Source organism: Pseudomonas sp. BS3782 TE3695 (genome assembly GCF_050435305.1).
Classification (GTDB): Bacteria; Pseudomonadota; Gammaproteobacteria; order Pseudomonadales; family Pseudomonadaceae; genus Aquipseudomonas.
In genome coordinates, this window is record NZ_JBNDKB010000001.1 from 6213954 (window position 1) to 6235652 (window position 21699).

General features: G+C 58.1%; 17 protein-coding genes. 6 read left to right on the top strand and 11 right to left on the bottom strand.

All coding sequences use genetic code 11. The features are described 5' to 3' along the window. Positions 1 to 4: 4 nt before the first annotated feature. A complete protein-coding gene (gene pfkB, locus ABH909_RS28175) occupies positions 5 to 946 on the bottom strand; it encodes a 1-phosphofructokinase (protein WP_429439467.1) in 942 nt (313 codons plus the stop codon). Beyond that, positions 946 to 3807 carry a phosphoenolpyruvate--protein phosphotransferase gene (gene ptsP / locus ABH909_RS28180; RefSeq protein ID WP_429439470.1) on the bottom strand — a complete coding sequence of 954 codons (2862 nt, stop codon included), beginning with the start codon at positions 3805 to 3807 and terminating at the stop codon, positions 946 to 948. The genes pfkB and ptsP overlap by 1 nt, the downstream gene beginning before the upstream one ends. A gap of 302 nt (positions 3808 to 4109) precedes the next feature. Between ptsP and cra the strand changes: the two genes are divergently transcribed. Beyond that, the gene (gene cra / locus ABH909_RS28185; protein WP_429439472.1) at positions 4110 to 5105 is read left to right on the top strand and encodes a catabolite repressor/activator; all 996 of its coding nucleotides are present in this window, start codon (positions 4110 to 4112) and stop codon (positions 5103 to 5105) included. A gap of 3 nt (positions 5106 to 5108) precedes the next feature. Beyond that, positions 5109 to 5885, top strand: a complete 777-nt coding sequence (locus tag ABH909_RS28190; RefSeq protein ID WP_429439475.1) for a TatD family hydrolase — start codon at positions 5109 to 5111, stop codon at positions 5883 to 5885. Positions 5886 to 6072: 187 nt separating this feature from the next. On the opposite strand, the gene ABH909_RS28195 is transcribed toward ABH909_RS28190, so the two are convergent. From ABH909_RS28195 to ABH909_RS28210, 4 genes are all read right to left on the bottom strand, one after another. Then, positions 6073 to 8103 (bottom strand): methyl-accepting chemotaxis protein, encoded by a 2031-nt coding sequence (locus ABH909_RS28195; RefSeq protein WP_429439478.1) that lies wholly within the window; start codon positions 8101 to 8103, stop codon positions 6073 to 6075. 306 nt (positions 8104 to 8409) lie between these two features. Then, complete coding sequence (gene ampE / locus ABH909_RS28200; protein WP_429439481.1) at positions 8410 to 9246, bottom strand: regulatory signaling modulator protein AmpE; 837 nt, start codon at positions 9244 to 9246, stop codon at positions 8410 to 8412. 2 nt (positions 9247 to 9248) lie between these two features. After that, entirely contained in the window at positions 9249 to 9803 is a 555-nt protein-coding gene (gene ampD / locus ABH909_RS28205; protein WP_429439484.1) for a 1,6-anhydro-N-acetylmuramyl-L-alanine amidase AmpD, read from the bottom strand. A gap of 64 nt (positions 9804 to 9867) precedes the next feature. Beyond that, complete coding sequence (locus ABH909_RS28210; RefSeq protein WP_429439487.1) at positions 9868 to 12075, bottom strand: DUF1631 domain-containing protein; 2208 nt, start codon at positions 12073 to 12075, stop codon at positions 9868 to 9870. A gap of 353 nt (positions 12076 to 12428) precedes the next feature. On the opposite strand from ABH909_RS28210, the gene nadC reads away from it, so the two are divergent. Beyond that, positions 12429 to 13277, top strand: a complete 849-nt coding sequence (gene nadC / locus ABH909_RS28215) for a carboxylating nicotinate-nucleotide diphosphorylase (RefSeq protein ID WP_429439490.1) — start codon at positions 12429 to 12431, stop codon at positions 13275 to 13277. Between the two features lie 114 nt (positions 13278 to 13391). Here the strand turns inward: nadC and ABH909_RS28220 are convergent, their stop codons facing one another. Further along, a complete protein-coding gene (locus ABH909_RS28220) occupies positions 13392 to 13697 on the bottom strand; it encodes a DUF6388 family protein (RefSeq protein ID WP_429439493.1) in 306 nt (101 codons plus the stop codon). A 565-nt stretch (positions 13698 to 14262) separates the two neighbouring features. Between ABH909_RS28220 and ABH909_RS28225 the strand changes: the two genes are divergently transcribed. Then, positions 14263 to 15669, top strand: a complete 1407-nt coding sequence (locus ABH909_RS28225) for a hypothetical protein (protein WP_429439496.1) — start codon at positions 14263 to 14265, stop codon at positions 15667 to 15669. Between the two features lie 124 nt (positions 15670 to 15793). Here the strand turns inward: ABH909_RS28225 and ABH909_RS28230 are convergent, their stop codons facing one another. After that, on the bottom strand, positions 15794 to 16252 hold the full coding sequence (locus ABH909_RS28230) for a YfbU family protein (RefSeq protein WP_429439499.1): 459 nt from the start codon (positions 16250 to 16252) through the stop codon (positions 15794 to 15796). Positions 16253 to 16374: 122 nt separating this feature from the next. On the opposite strand from ABH909_RS28230, the gene ABH909_RS28235 reads away from it, so the two are divergent. Further along, a complete protein-coding gene (locus tag ABH909_RS28235; protein WP_429439502.1) occupies positions 16375 to 17526 on the top strand; it encodes a glycosyltransferase family 61 protein in 1152 nt (383 codons plus the stop codon). A gap of 40 nt (positions 17527 to 17566) precedes the next feature. Here the strand turns inward: ABH909_RS28235 and ABH909_RS28240 are convergent, their stop codons facing one another. The 3 genes from ABH909_RS28240 to ABH909_RS28250 all read right to left on the bottom strand — a co-directional run bounded on the left by ABH909_RS28240 (position 17567) and on the right by ABH909_RS28250 (position 21201). After that, positions 17567 to 20305: a tail fiber domain-containing protein gene (locus ABH909_RS28240; RefSeq protein ID WP_429439504.1), complete on the bottom strand. Its 2739-nt coding sequence runs from the start codon at positions 20303 to 20305 to the stop codon at positions 17567 to 17569. Positions 20306 to 20374: 69 nt separating this feature from the next. Beyond that, entirely contained in the window at positions 20375 to 20713 is a 339-nt protein-coding gene (locus ABH909_RS28245) for a hypothetical protein (protein ID WP_429439507.1), read from the bottom strand. After that, on the bottom strand, positions 20698 to 21201 hold the full coding sequence (locus ABH909_RS28250) for a major capsid protein (protein ID WP_429439510.1): 504 nt from the start codon (positions 21199 to 21201) through the stop codon (positions 20698 to 20700). The genes ABH909_RS28245 and ABH909_RS28250 overlap by 16 nt, the downstream gene beginning before the upstream one ends. Before the next feature lie 15 nt (positions 21202 to 21216). Between ABH909_RS28250 and ABH909_RS28255 the strand changes: the two genes are divergently transcribed. Beyond that, the gene (locus ABH909_RS28255) at positions 21217 to 21666 is read left to right on the top strand and encodes a 3'-5' exonuclease (RefSeq protein WP_429439513.1); all 450 of its coding nucleotides are present in this window, start codon (positions 21217 to 21219) and stop codon (positions 21664 to 21666) included. Positions 21667 to 21699 lie beyond the last annotated feature (33 nt).

Below are 21699 nucleotides of genomic sequence, written 5' to 3' on the forward strand. Positions count from 1 at the left end.
CCTCTTATTGTTCGGTCAGGGGACGCACGCGTACGCCCTGTTCAAGGTGCGCCAATTGCGCCGCGTCGCCGATACCAAAACCGATCTGGGTGACGGCCATGGCGGCAATCGCAGTAGCGGTGCGCAAGGTTTGTTCGGGCGTATCGGCACTGAGCAAACCGTGCAGCATGCCCGCCAGCAAGGAATCCCCCGCACCGACAGTGCTGACCACGCTGACCTTGGGCGGTGTGGCGTGCATGGCCGAGCCGACACTGAACCAGTTCACCCCGTCGGCACCGTCGGAAATCACCACGTGCTCAATGCCATGGGCATGCAAACGGCTCGCGGCCTCGGCTTGGGCTCCCACGGAAAACACCTCGCAAGCCAGCGCGTCAGCCAATTCTTCGGTGTTGGGTTTGATCAGCCATGGACCGGCCGCCAGACCTGCGCGCAAGGCTTCACCGCTGGTGTCGAGCGCCACTTTCAAACCGCGCTTTTTCAAGCGCTGAATCATCTCGCGCAACCACTGAGGGCTCACGCCACGGGGCAAACTACCGGCGATGACGACCACGTCATGCCCGGGAGCAATCTGGTCGAGACGATCGAGCAAGGCCTGCTGCGCCGCTTCACTGACCCTCGGCCCCGGGCCGTTGATGTCGGTGATGCGCCCATCGCTTTCCGCCAGTTTGATATTGCTGCGGGTCTCGCCAGGGACACGGACAAACGCGTCGGTAAAACCGCGTTTGGCAAACAGGGTTTCGAACGCCTGAAGGTTGTCTTCGCCGAGAAAACCGCTGACGGTCAGTTGATGCCCGAGGTCGGCCAGCACCTGCGCCACGTTCACCCCTTTGCCGGCGGCGTGGGTGTGCATTTCGTCGCTGCGATTGACCTGACCGGGTGCAAGGAGCGGCAATTGAACGGTGAGGTCCAGCGCCGGGTTAAGGGTCAGGGTTAGGATCTTGGCCATTACAGGGCCTCCACTAATGCACGGACTTCGTTCGCGCTGCCCACGGCCAAGGCCTGTTGGGCAAGGGTTTGAGTCTGGGTCAGGCTGAGTTCACGAATGCGCGCCTTGACCTCGGCAATGCTGCGCCCCGACACGCTCAACTCATCCACACCCAGGCCCACCAGCACCGGTACCGCCAGCGGATCGGCCGCCAGTTCACCGCACACGCCGACCCATTTGCCATGAGCATGAGCTGCACGCACGGTGATGTCGATCAGTTGCAGCACCGCCGGATGCAAGCCGTCAGCCTGGGCCGACAAGGTCGGATGACCACGGTCGATGGCCAGGGTGTATTGCGTCAGGTCGTTGGTGCCAACGCTGAAGAAATCCACTTCCTTGGCCAGCACCGGTGCCAGCAAAGCAGCCGACGGCACTTCGATCATGATCCCCAGTTGCAGGTCCGCAACCGGGATCTCCAGGCGCAGACGTTCAGTCATGTCCCGTGCCTGACGCCACTCATCGACGCTGCCGACCATCGGGAACATGATCCGTAATGGACGGTTGTCCGCCGCACGCAGCAAGGCGCGCAATTGCGCTTCCATGACCTGCGGGCGTTGCAGAGTCAGGCGAATGCCACGCACGCCAAGAAACGGGTTTTCTTCTTTCGCGATCGGCCAGTACGGCAGCGGTTTGTCACCACCGACGTCAAGGGTGCGCACCACCAGCGGTCGACCGGCCAGGCCATCGAGCACACGACGGTATTCGACTTCCTGAGTCGCCTCGTCCGGCGCTTGCGAGTGGGCCATGAAAATCAGCTCGGTGCGCAGCAGGCCAATCCCTTCGGCGCCCTGCTCCACCGCACTGGTGACGCCAGCGCTTTCACCGATGTTGGCGAACACTTCCACCGCGTGGCCGTCGGTGGTCAGCGCCGGTTGATGGCGTTGTTCGGCGGCGGCTTTCAGGCGCAGTTCGCGGGTGTCGCGCTCTTGGGTGGCGCGCTGCAAGGTGGCGGCATCGGCGTCCACGTGCAGGCGGCCACGTTGACCATCGATCAACAGCGGCGTGCCCGGTTTCAGCAGCAACACTGCCGCACCAGCGCCCACCAGTGCCGGAATACCCAGGGCACGCGCGACGATGGCGCTGTGGGCCGTGGCACCACCGCGAGCGGTGAGAATGCCCGCGACGCGCGTCGGATCAAGCCGTGCCACATCGGATGGGCCGACTTCGTCCATCACCAGAATGTACGGCTGCTCCGGCTCGGCCGGCGTTTCGACGCCACTCAATTGCGCCAGCACTCGACGGCCAATGTCGCGCAAGTCGGCGGCACGTTCGGCGAGCAAGGCGTCCTGCAGCGATTCCTGTTGTTTGGCGGCCGCTTCAATCACCGTCATCCACGCCGCTTCGGCGCTTTCGCCTTGCTTGAGGCGGGTGTCGACTTCGTCGGTCAGTTCCGGGTCGTCGAGCATTTCCTGGTGGGTGATGAAAATCTCGCGAATCGCTTTGGCCTTGCTGCGCTCGATCAGGCCTTCGATGTCGCCACGCACATCAGCCAACGCTTGCTTGAGACGTTCACGCTCGATGGCGGCGGACTCACCACGCAGCGGGTAATCGATGACTTGCAGTACTTGAATATGCGCCGGGCCGATGGCGATACCCGGCGCGGCCGCAATCGCCTGAATCAAACTGCCGGAGGCCGGTGCAAGCAATACTTCGGCAACGTCGGCGATCACTTCACGCTGTTGGCTCACTGCCGGCAGCGGCTCGACTTCTTCACCGAGGCCTTCTTCAATGGCCGCCAGCAAGGCGGGCAAGGCGTCGGCAGCGATGGTCGGTTCGGCGATGAATTCCAGCACCTGACCGCGACGGGCACCGAGGCTGAGCAGTTTGCTCAAACTCTTCACCGACACCGCACTGTCGTGGCCATCGACGATGCGTACGCGGATTTCGCCTTCAAAACTTTTCGCCAGTTGCGCGAGAATCTTCGCCGGGCGCGCATGCAAACCGTGAGCGTTGGCCAGGGCAATGCGTGCGCTCGGCCAATCCGCCGGCACTTCACCGCCGAGGACTTCCAGCACCGCGCGGCTGCTGGTGGCACGGCCCAGCTCATGACCACGGCCTTCGATCAGCAACGCGCAAAGGCGTTCGAGCAATGCTTGATGGGCTTCACCGAGGCTGGCCAGGCAGAACAGACCGCTCAACGGCTGACCGAGGTAGCGCATGGGTTTGTCCGGGGTAACGAACGCCAGGCCCGGACGCTTCACCGTTTGTTCGCTGTGCAGCCACCACAGGCCATCGCCCAGCGGCAGCGCGTCGACCTGCTGCAAGACGCCGGCAAAACCGTTGCTCACACAATCGGCCTGACGCAGCAAGCGGGCACCGCGCCAGACCAGTTCTTCGAAGTCATCGGCGGAAACACCGAGGCCGATCATCTGTGCGTCCAGCGCCAATTCTTGCGGCGCGCCTTGCAGCAGTTTCAACAAGGCTTCGGCGGAACTGGCGCGACGCAGGGCCTGACCCAGATCGGTTTCACCGAGGGCGCGGGTCAGCAGTTGCAGCAGGCGCAAGTGTTCATCGGATTTGGCGGCGATACCAATCGCCAGATAAACGATCTGGCCATCACCCCAATCCACGCCGTCCGGGAACTGCATCAACCGCACGCCAGTAGCGAACACCTGATCACGTGTTTGTGGCGTGCCGTGGGGAATGGCAATCCCTTGGCCGAGAAAGGTCGAGCCCTGGGCTTCCCGGGCCTGCAAGCCTGCGAGGTAGCCGTCGGCCACTAGGCCATCGGTCACGAGTCGGTCAGCGAGTAATTGCAAGGCGGTGGCTTTATCCACAGCCGACTGGCCCATGGATATTTGCTCTATGGTGAGCTCGAGCATGCTTTCTCCTTTTTGGCACCGTGTGACGCCAGGTATTGTTTTGATTGATTCAGCTTAGGCCCTTTTGGGAGCGCCTTTTCAGGGGCAGTTTTGGCGGTTTCGCGGCAGAACCGACCAAAGCGACCTGGAACGTAGAAAATACGCCTGCTGAAACGTTTAATCTAGAATGTTAGGCACGTTACTCGATAATGTCTCATCCTTGAAGTCCAATTGTCGGATGTGCTGCCACAATGATCGCCTGCCGAATCGGGTAGGATTGGCGAAAATGCCGGGCACGCTCGAATAAACAAGGAAATACCGGGTTGAAACTCAGTGATATTGCACAGTTGGCCGGCGTCTCCGTGACCACCGCCAGTTATGTCATCAACGGCAAGGCCGAACAGCAACGTATCAGCAGCGCCACCGTCGAGCGCGTGCGAGCAGTTGTCGAACAACATGGCTTCACTCCCAACCCTCAGGCCGCCGGATTGCGCAGTCGGCACACCCGCACCTTGGGCTTCATTCTGCCGGACCTGGAAAACCCCAGTTACGCGCGAATCGCCAAATTGCTGGAACAAGGCGCCCGGGCTCGCGGCTACCAGCTGCTGATCGCCAGCTCCGACGATGCGCCAGACAGCGAACGGCAATTGCTGCAACTGTTCCGCGCTCGCCGCTGTGATGCACTGATCGTCGCCAGTTGCCTGCCGGCCGGTGACGACAGTTATCGCCAGTTGCAAGCCAAAGGCATTCCGATCATCGCCATCGACCGGGTGATGGAGCCCGAGCACTTCTGCTCGGTGATCAGTGACGATCGCGAAGCCAGTCTGCAGCTTACCCGCAGCTTGCTGGACCCGTTGCCCAAGCAGATCGCCTTGATTGGTGCTCGTCCCGAATTGAGTATCAGCCAGGAACGGGCAGCAGGTTTCAAGCAAGCGCTGAACGGTTTCAAAGGCGAGGCGTTGATCGAACACGGCGAGTCGTTCAGCCGTGAGTGCGGCAAGCAATTGATGGAAGAGTTGCTTCAACGCCTGGGCCATTTGCCGGATGCGTTGGTGACCACCTCCTACGTGCTGCTTCAGGGCGTGTTCGATGCCTTGCATGACTTCCCGCTGAAAACCCGCCCGCTACGCCTGGGCACTTTCGGTGATACGCAGTTGCTGGACTTCCTGCCGCTGCCGGTCAACGCCATGTCCCAGCAGCATCAACTGATCGCCGACAAGGCGCTGCAACTGGCGCTGGCGGCCATTGAACAAGCCGATTACCAGCCCGGCGTGCAGGCCATCGCGCGAACCTTCAAGCAGCGGATTCTTCAGGACTGAGCCGTGGAACTGATCGACACCCACACTCATCTGGATTTCCCGGATTTCGACGGGGATCGTCAGGCACTGTTGGCCGAGAGTCGCGCCCTCGGCGTGCGGCGGATGGTGGTGTTGGGGGTTTATCAGGCCAATTGGCAGCGGGTCTGGGACCTGGTGCAAAGCGATCCCGATCTGTATGCGGCGTTCGGTTTGCACCCGGTGTATCTGGATGACCATCGGCCTGAGGATTTGACCGAACTCGGTGACTGGCTGACGCGTCTGGCGGGCCATCGGCAGCTATGTGCGGTGGGCGAGATCGGTCTGGATTACTTCATCGAAACCCTGGATCGCGAACGCCAGCAAGTGCTGTTCGACGCCCAACTGCAATTGGCGGCGGACTTCAATCTGCCGGCGCTGATTCATGTGCGACGCAGCCATGCGGCAGTGATTGCCACGCTCAAACGGTTTCGCTTGAAGCGCGCAGGGATCATTCATGCCTTCGCCGGTAGTCAGGAAGAGGCGCGCGAGTACATCAAGCTGGGTTTCAAACTCGGCCTGGGTGGTGCCGCGACCTGGCCGCAGGCCCTGCGCATGCACCGCGTGCTCGCCGGTTTGCCGGTTGAATCGGTGGTACTGGAAACCGACTCACCGGATATGGCGCCTGCCATGTTTCCCGGCCAACGTAATAGCCCGGCTCATTTGCCGGCGATCTGCGCGGCACTGGCTGCCATCATGGTGATCAGCCCCGAACGACTGGCTGCCGCCAGCACGGCTAACGCGTGTGAATTGTTAAACTGGTAATCCGTTGATTCACGCACTACCTGTGGGCTTTTGTGGCGAGGGGGCTTGCCCCCGTTCGGCTGCGAAGCAGTCGCAAATCCGGACAACTTGGTCTGTCTGGATGGACGCCGGGGCCGCTTCGCGACCCAACGGGGGCAAGCCCCCTCGCCACATAGACTCGCTCACACAGTAAATCAACTCTGTAGCATCAAACCCGGAACGCGCTGATCAATTGCTTGAGTTCCACCACCTGTGCCGACAACGCCCGGCTGGCATTTTCAGTCTGGTGCGCGCCGTCGGCGGTGCGCTCGCCGGCGCGGTTGATCTCGACGATGTTCTGGTCGATGTCATGAGCCACAGCGGTCTGCTGCTCAACCGCGGCGGCAATCTGCTGGTTCTGGTCGACGATCATGCCGACGGCGCCGAGGATGTTTTCCAGCGCCTGCTGGACCTTTTCCGACTGCCCCACCGTGCCGTTGGCCATCTGATGGCTGGTGCCCATCGCCTTGACCGCCGCACCGACACCGCTGTGCAGTTTGGCGATCATCTGCTCGATTTCTTCGGTCGATTGCTGGGTGCGTTTGGCCAGGGTCCGGACCTCGTCCGCCACCACCGCAAAACCCCGGCCCTGCTCGCCTGCGCGCGCGGCTTCGATGGCCGCGTTGAGCGCCAATAAGTTGGTCTGTTCGGCGATGCTTTTGATCACTTCCAGCACACGACTGATGGACTGGCTGTCGCTGGCCAGTTGATTGATCACCCGCACCGACTGATCGATCTCACTGGCCAGTGCAGCGATGCTGCCCTGCTGGGACTCCACCAGCCCGCGCCCGCTGATGGTCTCGTCGTTGACGCTGTGGGCGCTGCTGACGGCCGCCGCGGCACTGCGCGCCACCTCCAGAGACGTGGCTGACATCTGGTTCATCGCTGTGGCGACCTGCTCGATCTGCGTGCGTTGCCCCGCTACCGCCTGATTGCTCTGGGCGGACACGTTCTCGACCTGGCTGGCCTGACGCTCGACCTCACTGACGGTCTGACCAACCCGCTCGATCAGGTCATGGATTTTCTTCACGGTGGCGGTGAACACCTCGCCCAACTCGCCCAATTCATCGCGGCTGTTGGCGCTGAAGGTCACGGTCATGTCGCCGGCCGCCACTTTATCCATCACCGCGCCAAGCCGCTTGAGGGTGGTGCGGGTCGAGGCGTAGAAACCGCCATAGAGGTAAAAAATCAACACAAACACCACCGTCAGCGCCACTGCCTGCAGGATCATGTGGGTGCGGTGCTGTTCCAGCCGCTGTTGCAACTGGGTACCGAGAAACTTCAGGGTGGCTTCATTGAGTTGGTAGGTCTGGTCGATCAGGCCCGTGACCTGATCGTAAAAAGCCTGCCACGGCGCATCGAGGGTATCGGCCATCACCACCTGCTCTTCGAACAGTTCACTGGCCTTTTTCAGGGAGGCCTTGCTGCTTTCGGCCTGAGCAGCCAGGGTTTCGTGCGCCGCTTTACTGGAGCCCAGCGCGTCCTGCAATTTCAGACCGTATTCAGCCTGAAGCTTTTCGACCTGCGCCAGTAACTCATCGAAACGGGTGCTCGACGCCGAATTGAGAAAGCCCTGCCCCAACGAGTAAGAGCCCATCGCCCGGCCTTCACCGAGCGTCTGGGTGACAGCTGGCGTGACGTTGGTGATGAGTTCGCTCAGCTGGCGCATGTCGCTCTGGCTGTCGCGGCTCAGTCCGGCCTGACTGGCAATGATCTGGCTGAAAATCTGCGCGTTGCCGAGCAACTTGCCGATCAGCGCACTTTTGCTTTGCAGGGAAGTTTCCGTTTGCTGGGCTTTGAACGCGGCGATCATTTCATCGCGCTTGCCATCGAAAAAGCTGATTTGTTCCGGGTCAGTGGTCATCGCCGCCAGCCCTTGCAATCGACTCAGAACGCTTTGCTCCAGCGCACTGATAGTCGATTCGACATGACCGGCCTTGCCGGACTGGCCAAGGGTAACGTTGATCTGCACCAGGTTGTTCAGGGTTTCCAGATCCCGGCGCAGGCTCAGGCCGCTGCCCAGCAGGTCGAGGCTCTGCAGCTCGACCCGAGTGCCCTGGAATTCGCGATAGGAATCGCGCACCAGATAGAAGTTGGTCACCAGCATCGGCACGAGGAACAGCACGCTGATCAGGCTGAACTTCATGCCGAAGCTCAGGCGGTTCATCAGCGCGACGGCGGGATAGAGCAAGCTCTTCACTGTGAAGTCTCCCTTTTGAATTCTTATTTTTATGGCAGGCGCGCAGAGACAGCAGATAGCCACTATCGGCGCTATCTCTGTATAGCCTAAATCAGCGGAGGGTTTTGTAACTTAAGGTTAACGGCGGGGTGCCGCTGTTGGAGCGAATGAGCCCCCCTGTGGCGAGGGAGCTTGCTCCCGCTCGGCTGCGAAGCAGTCGTAAATCCGGACAACTCGATCTGTCTGAACGGGTGCTGGGGGCCGCTTCGCGCCCCAGCGGGAGCAAGCTCCCTCGCCACAATGACATTCACTTCAGATGTGTCGTGGTTAGGACAAAACAGTCCACAACGCAAAACCGGCATACCAAAGCACCGCTGCGCGCAACAGCAGTTCCCAGATCCGGTCGAGGCTGTTGATGCCGTCCGGCCCGACCACCGGCGCCGGAATTTCACCGGCCACCAAGCCGATTTTCTCAATCAGTTGAGCTGCGCTGATGTTCCAGTTCAGCAGCTCGTTCAACATCACCCGGCCGACCGCGACAAAGTTGCCGACCAACGCGAAGCTGGCCGCTAGCAGGCGCACCGGTACCCAATCGAACGCATGACGCAGCTGTGCCGCTCGCTCGATCACGGCCGGGTTCTGCCCGTGTTCCTCGGCCAGCGCCAGCAGTCGATAGCTCAACGCGGCAACCGGGCCCAGCAGGAAGTACCAGAAGATCACCGCGAAAAAGCTCTGATAGGCTTGCCACAGCAGATGCCCCTCAACTTGCTCCAACAGTTGCTCGCCGCTGTCGGCGCAAATATTCAGGTCACGTTTGGCCACGTGAGCGGCAGCTTGCAGGTCTTCCCGGCGCCAGGCATCACGAAACGGCCCGAGGTCGGCCAGCAAATCACCACGGCCCAGACTGTAGATCACCACCAGCAGGTGCACCGGCAACGCCAGCAAACCGTAGGCTACCGGTTCCAGCACCACCAGCAGCAAACCCAGCAGCGCCACCGGCAACAACACCAGCACCACCAGTATCAGCCACGGCCGGTTTGTCATGCGCGGGTTGGCTTCAAGCTTGTTCAGCTCGCGCACCCAACCGCCATCACGTTGAACCCGATGACGCAGGGCCGAGAATTTCTCGATCCACACCGCCAACAGCAGCACCAGAAAACTCATTGTCACTCCTTTTTTTCCAAAGCCGCGCGATAGCGTGCCCAGTCAAACGCCGGCCCCGGATCGGTCTTGCGCCCGGGTGCGATGTCGCTATGCCCGCAAATACGTTGTGCGGTAATGCACTTGAAGGCGCTTTGCAGCTGTCGGGTCAGGGCCGTCAACGCTTGATATTGGGCGTCGGTGAACGGCAGATCATCCGTGCCTTCGAGCTCGATGCCCACGGAAAAATCGTTACAGGTTTCCCGACCCTCGAAACACGAGACGCCAGCGTGCCAGGCGCGCTCCAGACAAGAGACAAACTGAGTGACAGTGCCGTCACGTTCAATCAGAAAGTGCGCAGACACCCGCAGGTCGGCGATTCCTGCAAAGTAGGGATGTTCCGTGACATCCAGACGATTCTGGAAAAATTCCTGCACCTTGCCAGTCAGAAACTGCGCTGGCGGCAGACTGATGTTGTGGATCACCAGCAGGGAAATTTCGCCTTCGGGGCGCGCATTGAAGTTGGGCGAGGGGCATATGCGCACGCCCTGACACCAACCACTCGCGGGGTCCAACTGCATACAGGTTCCTTCAACGACGACTGTGTTGGTGCCCAGTATGCCGCGATAGACCCTCGGCGCGCGATCACTTGCCGCGATTGAGACGCCGCAGGTTGCCCAGCACCGATTCCAGCGCCCGGTCGAACAACAAGGTGTCGTCCAGCGCTCGCACCGCACCACGTCGGAACTCCAGGGCCAGACCGGTGCGACTGTGCTCCAGCACTTTCATCCCGGTACGGTTGACGAAGATGTACTTGCCGGTGGCTTGAATGATCGCCGCCAGCTTGCAGCGCAGGGTGTTTTCCTCATCTTCCTGAAACTCGACCCAGCAGCCCAGGCGCAACTGATCGACTTGAAGCAAAGCGACATCGTCCTTGGGCAAACACATCGATGCGGTCTCGACCGGGCCTTCGTCAGCGTTGCGAAGCACGATTTGCTGCTGCACTTGGACCATCACCGGTGCGTCAACAGCCATGCTTTTCTGGCCCGGACGTTCGAACAGCTGCACATGCAAAGCTTCCAGCTTGCTGAAAAACTCGCCGGTGGCGAATGGATCGAATGCCGAGCTGTTCAAGCCATCGCGCAAGGACTTGAGCAACCCCGGTACCAGCGCCAACAGGCGCAGACTCGCGTCGGGCTCGTCATGGCGCTGCACGCTCCAGATCAGTTGCGCCATGGTCTGCACATCGGCATGCCATTCGGCGGACTGATCGCCGTGCTTGAGGCAGGTCAGCAACAGCACTTTGCTCCAGGCCTCCTGGACAAACGCCACCACACTATGCGGCAGCACCTTGCCCATCAACGCCTGGTTCAGTGCCTGCTCGACGCGTTGACGCGCCAGTTCGGTCCTGGCGCGGCCTTCTTCGGCGTCACGGGTGCGTTGTTCGAGTAATTCGCTGCGACGACGCTCGTCACTGGTGAAGGCGAGAAAATCCGCCAGCAATTCGGAAAAGATTGCCGGGTCATCAACAAAGTCATTCAGCAAACGCTGCACCACTTGCTCGATGCGCAGGTACAGGCTGTCACGTTCATGGTCATCGCACTCGCCCCAGCCCATGGCTGCAGCGGCAATTTCGTTGAGCAAACGCCGGGCTGGATGGCTGCTGCGGCTGAAGAAGCTCTTGTCGAGCACCGCGACTTTCAGCATCGGAATCTGCAAACGGCCGATCAGTGCCTTGAGCGAGTCAGGCAGATTGCGGTCATCGAGGATACATTCGAAGAGCATGGCGATCAGGTTGATCACGTCTTCGTCGGCCACCCCCACCACGCGCGACTTGCCACTTTTGACACTGCCCCGGGTTAGCAGTTGTTCGAGCTGGTTACGCAGGTCGAAGTCGTCTGGAGCCGCCAGTGCCGGTACGTATTGCTGCAAATGCGAGAGCAGGCGCAACAGGTCGCGGGTTGAAATGGGTTGGGTCTGGGCACTGATTTCCAGGGTCGGCGCAACGCTGCCACGTACGTGGAACAGCAATTCCTGCAAGGCGGCGAAGACTTCCTGCACGCCTTCGTCAATCTGCGTATTACCGATCCGCAGGTCTGTCTCGGCGAGGTCAGCACGAACACTCGCAGCCGCCCGATCGGTGGCACGCCGCGCCGGGGCGGGCTTGAGGTCCGGCAGCACGCCGGTGGCGATCAGCAATTGATTGGCTTCAGCGTAGAGCTGATCAGCATTGCTGAGCACATAGCGTTCGAACAGCTTGAGGATGATCAGCTTGACCTTGATCTCCATCCCCAGGTTGCGCCCGGCCTGCAAGAAATACTCGCAGAGCAGCGTCGGCCCCAGGGGGTTGTGCTGTTCGACCAGCGTCTTGCCCAGCAATGTGCTGAGTCGGGCGGTAAGCTGGTCGAGGGCGAAACCGTCGCGGTTCAGCACTTTGCCGACCATGGCCTCCACTGCCACGTTACGTTCCATGTCGTCATGGGGCATCGCTGCCCAGGCATCGAAAACCAACGCCCGGGGCAAGGCCGCTTGAGAAATTTCGTATTGCGCAAGGCTGACGAAGGCCTCGAAGAATTGTTCGAGAAAACCGCGCTCGATGCTTTTGCGCTTGAGACGCAAATCACGCATGGCCTCGAAGAAGATGTTTTGCTCGACGTTGTTTCGGGCCCGGTCGGCCATTTCGAACAAGGTGTCGTCGGCGTTATCGAACAACGCTTGCAAACCCTGCTTGAGCTGTTGAGCGGCCTTGTCGCGAACCTGAAGCAGAATCACAGGCAGGCGGGCGAGCGGCGAGTGAATCGCCTGGTCGGTAGCGGCCTTGTGCAAAGGCACTACATTCCCGTCGTTGAGCATCCAAGCCTCCTGAAACGGTGATTCTTCGGTTTGGTAAGAAGATCGAGCACGCAGACCACACAGCCGACGGCTCAATAGAGACAGTCATTCCCCGCTGTCATTCAATAATCGCGGAATCCAGTCAAAGCTATGACGTCAAATACAAGGCGGATTATCTGCAAAAGACCTTCCTTGTGCCAGCAGACTCTGCGCCTCCCAAGAGATAGACGTTAGAGAGAACCCCTTGCTTAGCACTGATTGCTCGCGGCCAATCGACCAAATGCAACTTGGGGAACGATGGAATGGCTGTTGATGCCTTGGGTTGGCTCGCACCATGGCCCTATAATCGGGCGACTTTGTTTGTGGAGCCCGTTATGCCGAATCTACGTCTCGCCGATTTGACTGCCGAAATCGAAGCCAACGTGCGCCGTGCGTTGCTCGAGGACATCGGCAGCGGCGACATCACCGCCCAACTGATCCCGGCCGAACGCCTGGCCAAAGCCACCATCATCACCCGCGATGCCGCCGTCATCAGCGGCACGGCGTGGGTCGATGCCGTGTTTCGGCAGCTGGATCCGCGGGTTGCGGTGCACTGGCAGGTAGCCGACGGCGAACGGGTGAAACCCAATCAGGTGCTATTCCATCTCGAAGGGCCGGCGCGCTCGCTGCTGACGGGTGAACGCAGTGCTCTTAATTTCCTGCAGTTGCTGTCCGGCGTGGCCACTCGTGCGCAGTACCTGGCCGATTTTGTCGCCGATACTCAAGTGAAGTTGCTCGACACCCGCAAAACCTTGCCAGGGCTGCGCCTGGCCCAGAAATATGCCGTGACCTGCGGCGGTTGCCATAACCACCGCATCGGCCTGTATGACGCCTTCCTGATCAAGGAAAACCATATCGCCGCCTGCGGTGGCATTCCTGAGGCTATCGCGGCCGCGCACAAGATCGCCCCGGGCAAACCGGTGGAGATCGAAGTGGAAAGCCTGGAGGAGCTGAAGGAAGCACTGGCGGCGGGTGCCGACATCATCATGCTCGATGAACTGAGCCTGGATGACATGCGCGAAGCCGTACGCCTGAACGCCGGCAAGGCAAAACTGGAGGCCAGCGGTGGTATCAACGAAAACACGTTGCTGCCAATTGCCGAAACCGGGGTGGATTATATTTCGATTGGTGCGATGACCAAGGATGTGAAGGCTGTGGACCTGTCGATGCGTTTAAGCCTCTGATTGATAAAACGCACAATTCAAATGTGGGAGCGGGCTTGCTCGCGAAGAGGGCGTGTCAGTCGACGCAATTGTCGCCTGACTCACCGCTTTCGCGAGCAAGCCCGCTCCCACAGGTCAGACCACCAGATTATTCATCTCGCAGTACTCTTCCCAGTCGACGCCCAAAACCTCGGCCGCCTCCTTGTGCAGCGCCAGACGCGCAGCCTCGAACTCTTCCGGGGTTGTGGTGTATTTGAGCGTCAACTCCCACGGCTGCAAGCCCTGAGCTTCCGCCTCATCCTCGAACGCCCACTGAATCTGGTCTTTCTGATCATCGGCGGGCAAGTCCTTGATCTCTTCCAGCAACTGGGGCGCGTCCAGCACGTATTTTTTCAGGGCTTCTTCGTGTCTGGCTTCTTGGGTCAATTCTTTAACGGTCATGGCGTTCTCGCTGATCTGGGGAATGGAAGATGGATCTGGATCATCAAGGATCTCTCTGACGCAGAAAAACCGTTTGAAGCCCGGTTTGTCTGGCCTTCAGAACCATTCGGGATCATCTGAAAACTGCTGGGCGATGCTCATGCAGACAACGAATATAGGACGTTTTCTCGATGAATTACACGGGTCTTTTACATCTATTGCGCGAGAAGTGGTGCCCGAGACAGGAATCGTATCAGACCTTAAAAGCGCCATATCTATTGGCGATCAATGACAGCGGTCTTTAGCGATGTACTAACCAATGTACTTTTTCCGTCTTGCTGGGATGCCTGAAGCACCTCCAGCCAGCACCACCATCAGATCATAGTCCAAGGTAGTCAGCGTCGAACAGGGCTGCTTACATTTCACCCAAAAACGAAACGCTCAATGCTCTCCAGCTTGAAAAATTCTCATCGCCCACCGAGGGGGGGTGGACGACCAAACAACCCCAAGCATGCTTAAGCGCAGCATTGATCTTCCCCTGACCGTAAAATAGACTCGCTGCCTCAACTACGGACAAACATACTTCATGCAGCAGATAAGAACGCCAACTTCTACAGCAGTCCAAGAAAACGAAAGCATTGCTGAGTCACATACCAGCGTTCTGTATGAAGATGATGAAATAAAAGTTTTGTGGCATCCAGGAAACTCTGACTTCCTGATGGTCACATTCGGCGATCTGGTCACCATGGTGAACGGGAACAGGTTTTACGCCGACACTCCAATCAGAAAACTTGATTTAAATTGCATTGGCTTTATGAGCAAAAGGCCAAATTGGTTCCCCTCAAAAAACGTCAAAGCATCCATTCCCGTTATTGAACCAACAATAAAAAGATTCATCGACCGAGTTATCTACGGCGGATCTATGGGCGGGCATGCTGCCATAAAATACTCTAAGGCGCTTAAAGCCACATCGGTTTTAGCTTTTTGTCCACAGTGGTCGTTGGATCCTGTTGAATGTGAAGGCAACACAAGTGGCTACGCTCAGTACTTCAATAACTCCATGGCAGGCATGGGTATAAAAAAAGACGACGTTAGTGGTCTGATCTGTGTGATCTATGATCCGAACCACAAGATCGACTCTTTCCATTACTCAAAAATAAAGGGGCTGGCCGGTAGCGTATTTTCTATCCGTGCCTTCTCCGCAGGACATGACGTCACCAAAATACTCGCTGGAACCCAACAAATAGACCAAATGGTCAAAGCATTGCGACTGCGAAAGTTTGACCAATTGGTTGCACTCGCAAGTGGGTTTCGCAAGGCTAGTCCGATTCGGCTTTCCAGATTGCTTCACAAGTCAGCCGCCAGGCATCCACAGATTTTGAACAAGCTCATGGAGCTCTCTCCCAGGCTGCAACGGATTCACCCTGAGGAAAAGCGCAGGCTCAACAATGCGTTGATTTCCGGATTTGACGCTGGTGGTTTTACGACAGAATCGCTTCAAACAGTGAAACGAATTTCAGAGAGAAATCCTTGCACCGTCCGTGCTTCAATTTTGGCAGAGTACCAATCTCGGCTAGCTGACAAAGAAACGACTTTAAATAATGGTGTATTCAACACACACCATAAAACCTTTCTCGTTTACAGCTCAATCACCGGCACGCTCCGGCATTTGGCTATAGGAGAAATAGACAGCCGTTGCCTTTCTCACTTCTATATTTCTCGCGGAAAGATTTTTGATCGAGAGGTCGCCTCGATTCAAATTGGCGGAAAGTCTTTTTATTGCAAAGTTATCGCCAACAATGAAATCGCACTTATTTCAGCCGACATCCTTCCAGTAGACCTCTCTAATTTGATAGATATTCTTCAAGCCGGAGAGAAATTCACTCTTATGCTAAACGGAAAATACCTATCCACCGAAAGAAACGGAAATGTCTCTTACAGCCGGGATCAGGTTAAAGACTGGGAAATATTCTCTATTTCCAAGAAGCCATGACACTAAGCGTAACCCTCGTTCAGCCCATAAAATCAGCTGAACGAGAGAATCGCTCAAGGAGCCTTCGTTCAGAAAGCCCCCGTCATACATTAGATTCGCCTACGTAAAGCCAGTCAGGGGCTGCTTACAAACGAGCGTTCAACACAACGATCAGGTCATCAACATCGAGCGGGTCATATCCGCCTGTCGGGGTGTACACAGAGTCGAATGCGGTAAGCATTCGCTCATAGCTTCGAATACTCGGAGCGTCTGCCAAAACGACCCGACCTTTGAAGGTTGGCCATTGGCCAAGGGCATCGACCAGAAACTGAGCGATTTGCAACGACTCGAGTTCGCCCCCGCCATCGAAACTCGGGAACCGCACCGAATAGCCGCGCGGCGATATCGAGTCGGTCAGCAAACGCTGGTCACTTGGGCAAAGGCCTCGGGCGGACGCCTCCAGCAGCTCCCACATATCTAGCACTCTGACAACGAATTGGGCGGCCTTAGGGCTGCAACCCTTTTCCGTGACTGCCGCGTCTACACATTGCTCTCTGGTTGAAATCACTTTCTGCCCTGGCTGTTCTGATTCGTCGGCGTGCATTCTAAATGAAGCACCGGCGCGGAGCGAACGTAGGGTGGCGGCTCCAGCCCTTGGCGGTATATGCCTCGGATAGTAGACTCGCCCCCGCCAACCCCCTGACCAGACCAAAACCGGAGCAATCAGTGTCAATACTCAAGAAGATAATTCTTCGTCATAGCGATGTTCCGGCCGGTGCTTGGAGCGAAATTGCACCAGGCATCAAGCTTTTAGTGAAGCTGGATAAAGCCATCAGGGAGTTCGACTCAAACATCGTTACTTTTGCAGAAGAAACCGACCACGGAGACCTTCTACACAAAAGACTCGGCGCTACGCCGAATAAGTACACCGCACCAGGTGTGTATTTCTGCGAAATAGAAAACGGATTCATATCTCCGCGCCTGAACAAGCTGCCTCGCTACTGGCTGATCGGGAACGGCAGTCATTACATCGATGACTTCCTAAATTCCACCTGGAAGGAACACATTCCAGCAGGCATGAGCGTTAAAGAAACAAACGACCCTGAAACCGCCGATGTGTCTTTCAGCCGGACAACGCACTTTAATCAGCCGGTCGTTTTCCTGAATTTCTTCAGCAACACAAACCATCTGCTGCACGAGTCGCTGCCTGCTCTCCTTTATATAAAAGAGATCATGCAGGACAACCCTGATTACCTGGTGTACTCGAGCCCCGTAAAGCCGTTCATCAAACGCTTCCTTTATGACATCGGCTTCCCGGTGCACAAGATGATCGAGGGTCACGACACGGCGATAACCGCACCGAAGATCATTGTCACTTGCTTCGCTGGTGGCGGGCACCTGAACAACCCAACAGCCGCACTTGATCAAACGTGCGACCTGCTGTCTGAGGTGCTGCCGAAAATGTATCGCCCTGGGGAAACCCCATACCGAATTTTTGTATCCCGATCCGACGCCGCACAGCGCACGCTGCTGGACGAAAAGTCGATCACCGACTACCTGACAAAGACTCACGGTTTCAAAGTGGTGATACCTGGGCACATGTCGGTTGCGCAGCAGGTCGAGTACTTTTCGAATGCATCGATCGTTGTTGGTCCTCACGGCATGGGCATTAATAACTTCGCCTTTGCGCGCTCGCCAAAACTGCTGATGGAGCTGTTCCAGCCGAACTGGGTAAGAGAGGCCTATTGCAGACAGGCCCAAATCAAAGGCGCTACATACGCGGCTTACATAGGCAAGACTGTCGACGGGAACCTCTCAATCGATAAAGCACAGTTCGTCGATTTCTTTGAAAAGTGTCTTTCTGAAATTGACGCCTAACCGTAAGCACCCCCGCCAGCCCTAGCCGGCGGGGGTATTACTATTCCTTCTCCAGCACTTCAATCCGCTGCTCAAGCCTGGCAAATAGCGTCTTCAAATACACGGCATCAAAGATTGCACACTCTGAATAGCGCAAGCCCATGCGAGTGCCGTTGCTTTCAAAGTCTTCGTACTCTTCTACAAATTCCTCCATCACCGGAACCTGATGCGTCAACTGCTGCCCTTGACCATCGAACACCGGATCGCCGTTGATATCGACAACCAGGAGATCCAAGAACGCTGGTGTGCTCTCAACTTCAACCACCTTGTTCATCACCGCAACACCATCGACCACATCAATTACCGGGCGCGTCACTTCCTTGATGACTTGTTTCTGCCGAGTAGCCGGCCGGGTTTTGATCACCGGCACGCGGATGTCGTCTTCACACCACAGCGCATAAGTGCTCGGATCAAGCCCGGCAGCAATAAAGGCCTGCTGAACTTCCTGAGCCAGGTACCCAGCGTGCAGCCGCGCATCGGGCTCGCCCTTGGCGTCGATACGATCGTTGTACTTGAACATGACGTGGCGGACGTTCGACCAGGCTTCCATTTCCTGCTCAGTCAGCTCGCCGCGTACGGTCTTGAGTCGCGCATCGGAAGTGTTGATCGTGCCGGTGGCGGCGTAGACCTGGGAGAATCTGAAGCTGCCACTACCAAGAGAGTAGGTGTTGTCGGCACCTGGGCGAAAGATACCGTCCGCCTGCCAGTCGGCCACTTTAGTACCGGCGACAGAGACGGCGATGTTGTTGGCGGCCGGGCGGTAGAAACCTGTCGAGGCATCGCTACCGGACAATCGAACGGACGGATCAGCCGCGGAGCTGCTGCCAGTCAGAACCCCAACAAGGCGGTTGGCCGTCAGTGTTCCTGCTGTTGTCGCGCTGAACATCACAGCGTTTTCATATCGCACCTCAAAGCGGTTCGAACTGGAAAGGTTCTCCAAGATCGTCAGACCTTTGGTGCTGCCATTGATATCGGTGGTCAGCTGAATTGCAGGGTTGCCGCCGTTGGACCGAAGGAAGGCACCGACGCCCGCATAGGAAAGCCCCATGTTCCCGTGACGCGGGTCTGAGTGGATGAAAGCGCCGCCGATGCTGTTGGCGAATTGATAGATGCCGTCAACACCCACCGGGCTCAGGTGACGGCAGTTTTCGAACACAACCCCATAGGTATTTGCCGAGCCCACCGGGAGCGCCTTGGTTGCACCTGTCGAGCCAGCCATGTTCGGCCACTCGAATACGCATCCATCGAACACAACCGAGTTCGCGTGATCGAGGACAAAGGGGTTGTTGCAGTAAGTACGGATAGCGCCAGTGAAGTAGTGACCACCGATAGAGTTTTGCGGAGCGGATGCGGCGGGAATGTTCCCATCGATGTACAGCGCGCAAGTGCCCCACTGGTTATCAACGATCGATCGGCTGTGGTGGTCGTTGGCATAGAGCTCACCGTCGTAGCGCGTACCTGAAAGACCATTGGCACCGTTGCCGCAGATGGCCATGCCCATGTCGCCCGACGTACTGCAATTTTCATCGAAGGTGTTGTAGTCGATATCGGCGCCGTAAATGAACGTGCCCGCCTTCTGGAAATAGCCGAACACCACGAAGTCTTTGTGATTTGTCCAGCCGGTGGTTCCGTAGTACCCAACATCACAATGCGAGCGGTTATCCGCGGCTACCGTGGTCAGGTTCCCTGCCGCATCGAACACGTCCATGTTGAGAATGATCGCAACACCCTCGATGTGCGGCGTGCCGGACGTGGGGTCATCCATCAGGCCATAAGTGAACGATGCAAACCGATCAGCCCTTGCCGTGGCTTGCGTCCCGACAAAAGTGCCGTCGAGCCAGACCGAGCAGCCGGGCATCTTATTTTTATAGCCGGGACGCATGTAGATCTTGTCGTCGGCCGTCAGCGGAAAGGGGCCAAGCGTCGGCGCAAAATTACCTTTCCAGCGTGCGCGACGGACAAAGCTACTGGTGATCCGATACTGGCCATCGCCAAGGTCCAGCGTCTTCCCGGTTGAGAAGCAATAGTCGTCGGCCTTTTTCAGATTTATGGTGGCGTCGTCCTCAAAAACGCCAGTGCATCCAAAATCCCTAGGGCTAACCGTATCGCGCATTTTCCCCTGAAACGTCCGAACAACCGCATCGGCGCCGGCCTGAATAAACGAGCCGTAACCACCCACGACCCCAGCGACAAGCGCCTCAGCGTAAGCGATGGATTTCAGATACAGGGAATACGCATAAGCGTTCGCCTGTGCATAAAGTGCTGTGGTCCAGCGCTTGTTGGCGACGTCCTGGTCGCCCACAGGATCAGCCACGTTCGAGATTAAGCGCTGCTCTGCGTCGTAATAGTTTTTCCCGACTGGCCGTACTAAGGCGCGCCGAAGCCACGCCGTCCCCTGCTGAATGAGCATGGTCAGCCGGTCGAACACATCCTCATGCGTTTCCGCCAGAAACTTGCCCTGGTTGCGTAATGACGTTTGCTGATACGCGTCCATTTCGCGGGAAATAATGAGCTGGCCGGTAGCGCGCGGGATCGTGGTGGTGATGCTGCCGCCGTCCTCATCGCCGGCGCCGCTCACCGAGTAGTCAGTTCCAAGCGCCAGCACGGTGCTGACGCCCGCTGCATTAATGTAGGTGACGACCAGGTCGCCGTTCGCCAGGAACTTGAAGAAGAACGGGAAAGTGATGGTGGCCCCATTCGTCACAAACTCTGCAGTGCTGTTGATCGTGTTGACGGTCACTGTTGTGACTCCTTTTTCTATGGACGAAAAAAAGCCCGCACATGGCGGGCCTCAGTGGGGTCTGCTGGATTAGCGGGCGATGCCCAGGGGGTCGGCGTAACTCTGGGAAGGTCGGACCAGGAACTGCTGGCCGTTCTCTTTTTGAATGCGCTGCTCAGTTCGGCGTAGCGATCCGGGGTTCATGGCTTCCTGGACCGAATAGAGGAACAGGTGATCCATGGCAATGCGTGTGTAGAACAGATTCAGGAATGGCGTGTTGTTCTGGGCCAGGCGCATTGCCGACGCTGCAGCGTCATCGCCCGAGCGAACTTTACTCCAGAGGTCGACGGCGCTGGCAGCGGTACCGAGTGTAGGGCCGGCCAATGTTTCCAGCGGCTTGTTACCGAAGCGGCTCACCTCGCCGAACATGAAGTCGCCGAATATCCCGAAGCCACCACCCTGCACCATGGCCGCCACCCATGTTTTCGGGTCGAGGTGTTGTCGGAGCCAGCACCGCCCATCTTGATGATGTTCTGACCGTTCTTCGCAGTGCTGTCGCTGTAGCGCGGCGCCATGCCCAAGAACTGGGCCGGGGCCAGAGCGTCGTTGTTGTAGAACAGGCCGGTGGCCATGTCCTGGTTCATGCCTTCAATGAACGCCGAGTTTTCCGAAAGACGGAAAGCTGCAGTGTTGCCGTTCAATTCAGCCAGCGCCACGTCGACCACGCCGAGGTTTTCCAGCATTGCGCAGGTTTCATCAATCTGGGCAGTGGTGGATTTACCAGTGGCGATACCGCCGTTCAGTGCACGCCAGGTACCAGTCGGCAGGCCGGTACGTGCGGTGGTGCGGTGACCGGTCGGCAGGTTGCCTTCCAGCCAAAGCATGTCGGTCAGAATCTCATTGGTCTGATCCAACATTTCAACGATTCGGGCTTGCTTGTTGTCAGGGTCCTGACGCTTTGCCCAATCCACGGCATCACCACTGAAATGGCGATGGACGAGGGTATCCCCGAAGCCGAAGCGCTGGACGGTTTCATGGCCATTCACGAACGCGCCGGCCTGCGTATCGCCCACAACATCCAGTTCGATGACCGCATCATGCGAATCGCGCTGTCCCGGTACCGGGGCAAGGAAGCAGCGGACGCTTTCAAGGCCACCGCCGGTTACTGCACCTGCCAGAACAGCAAGAACATCGTTAAGTGCCCGCCCACCGCCAAGATGATCGCCGCCGGCTTCGGTCGCCAGTTCAAGGTCCCGACCGTGGCTGAAGCCCTGCTGCACTTCACCGGTGAAGAACTGGTCGGTGGCCACCGCGCCCGGCCCGACACCGAGGCCTGCGCCCGCATCTACTTCGCCATGAACCCGCCTGCTCAGGTGGCTTGACCCATCCCCTAAAGCGGGCCGCTTTCACGGGCG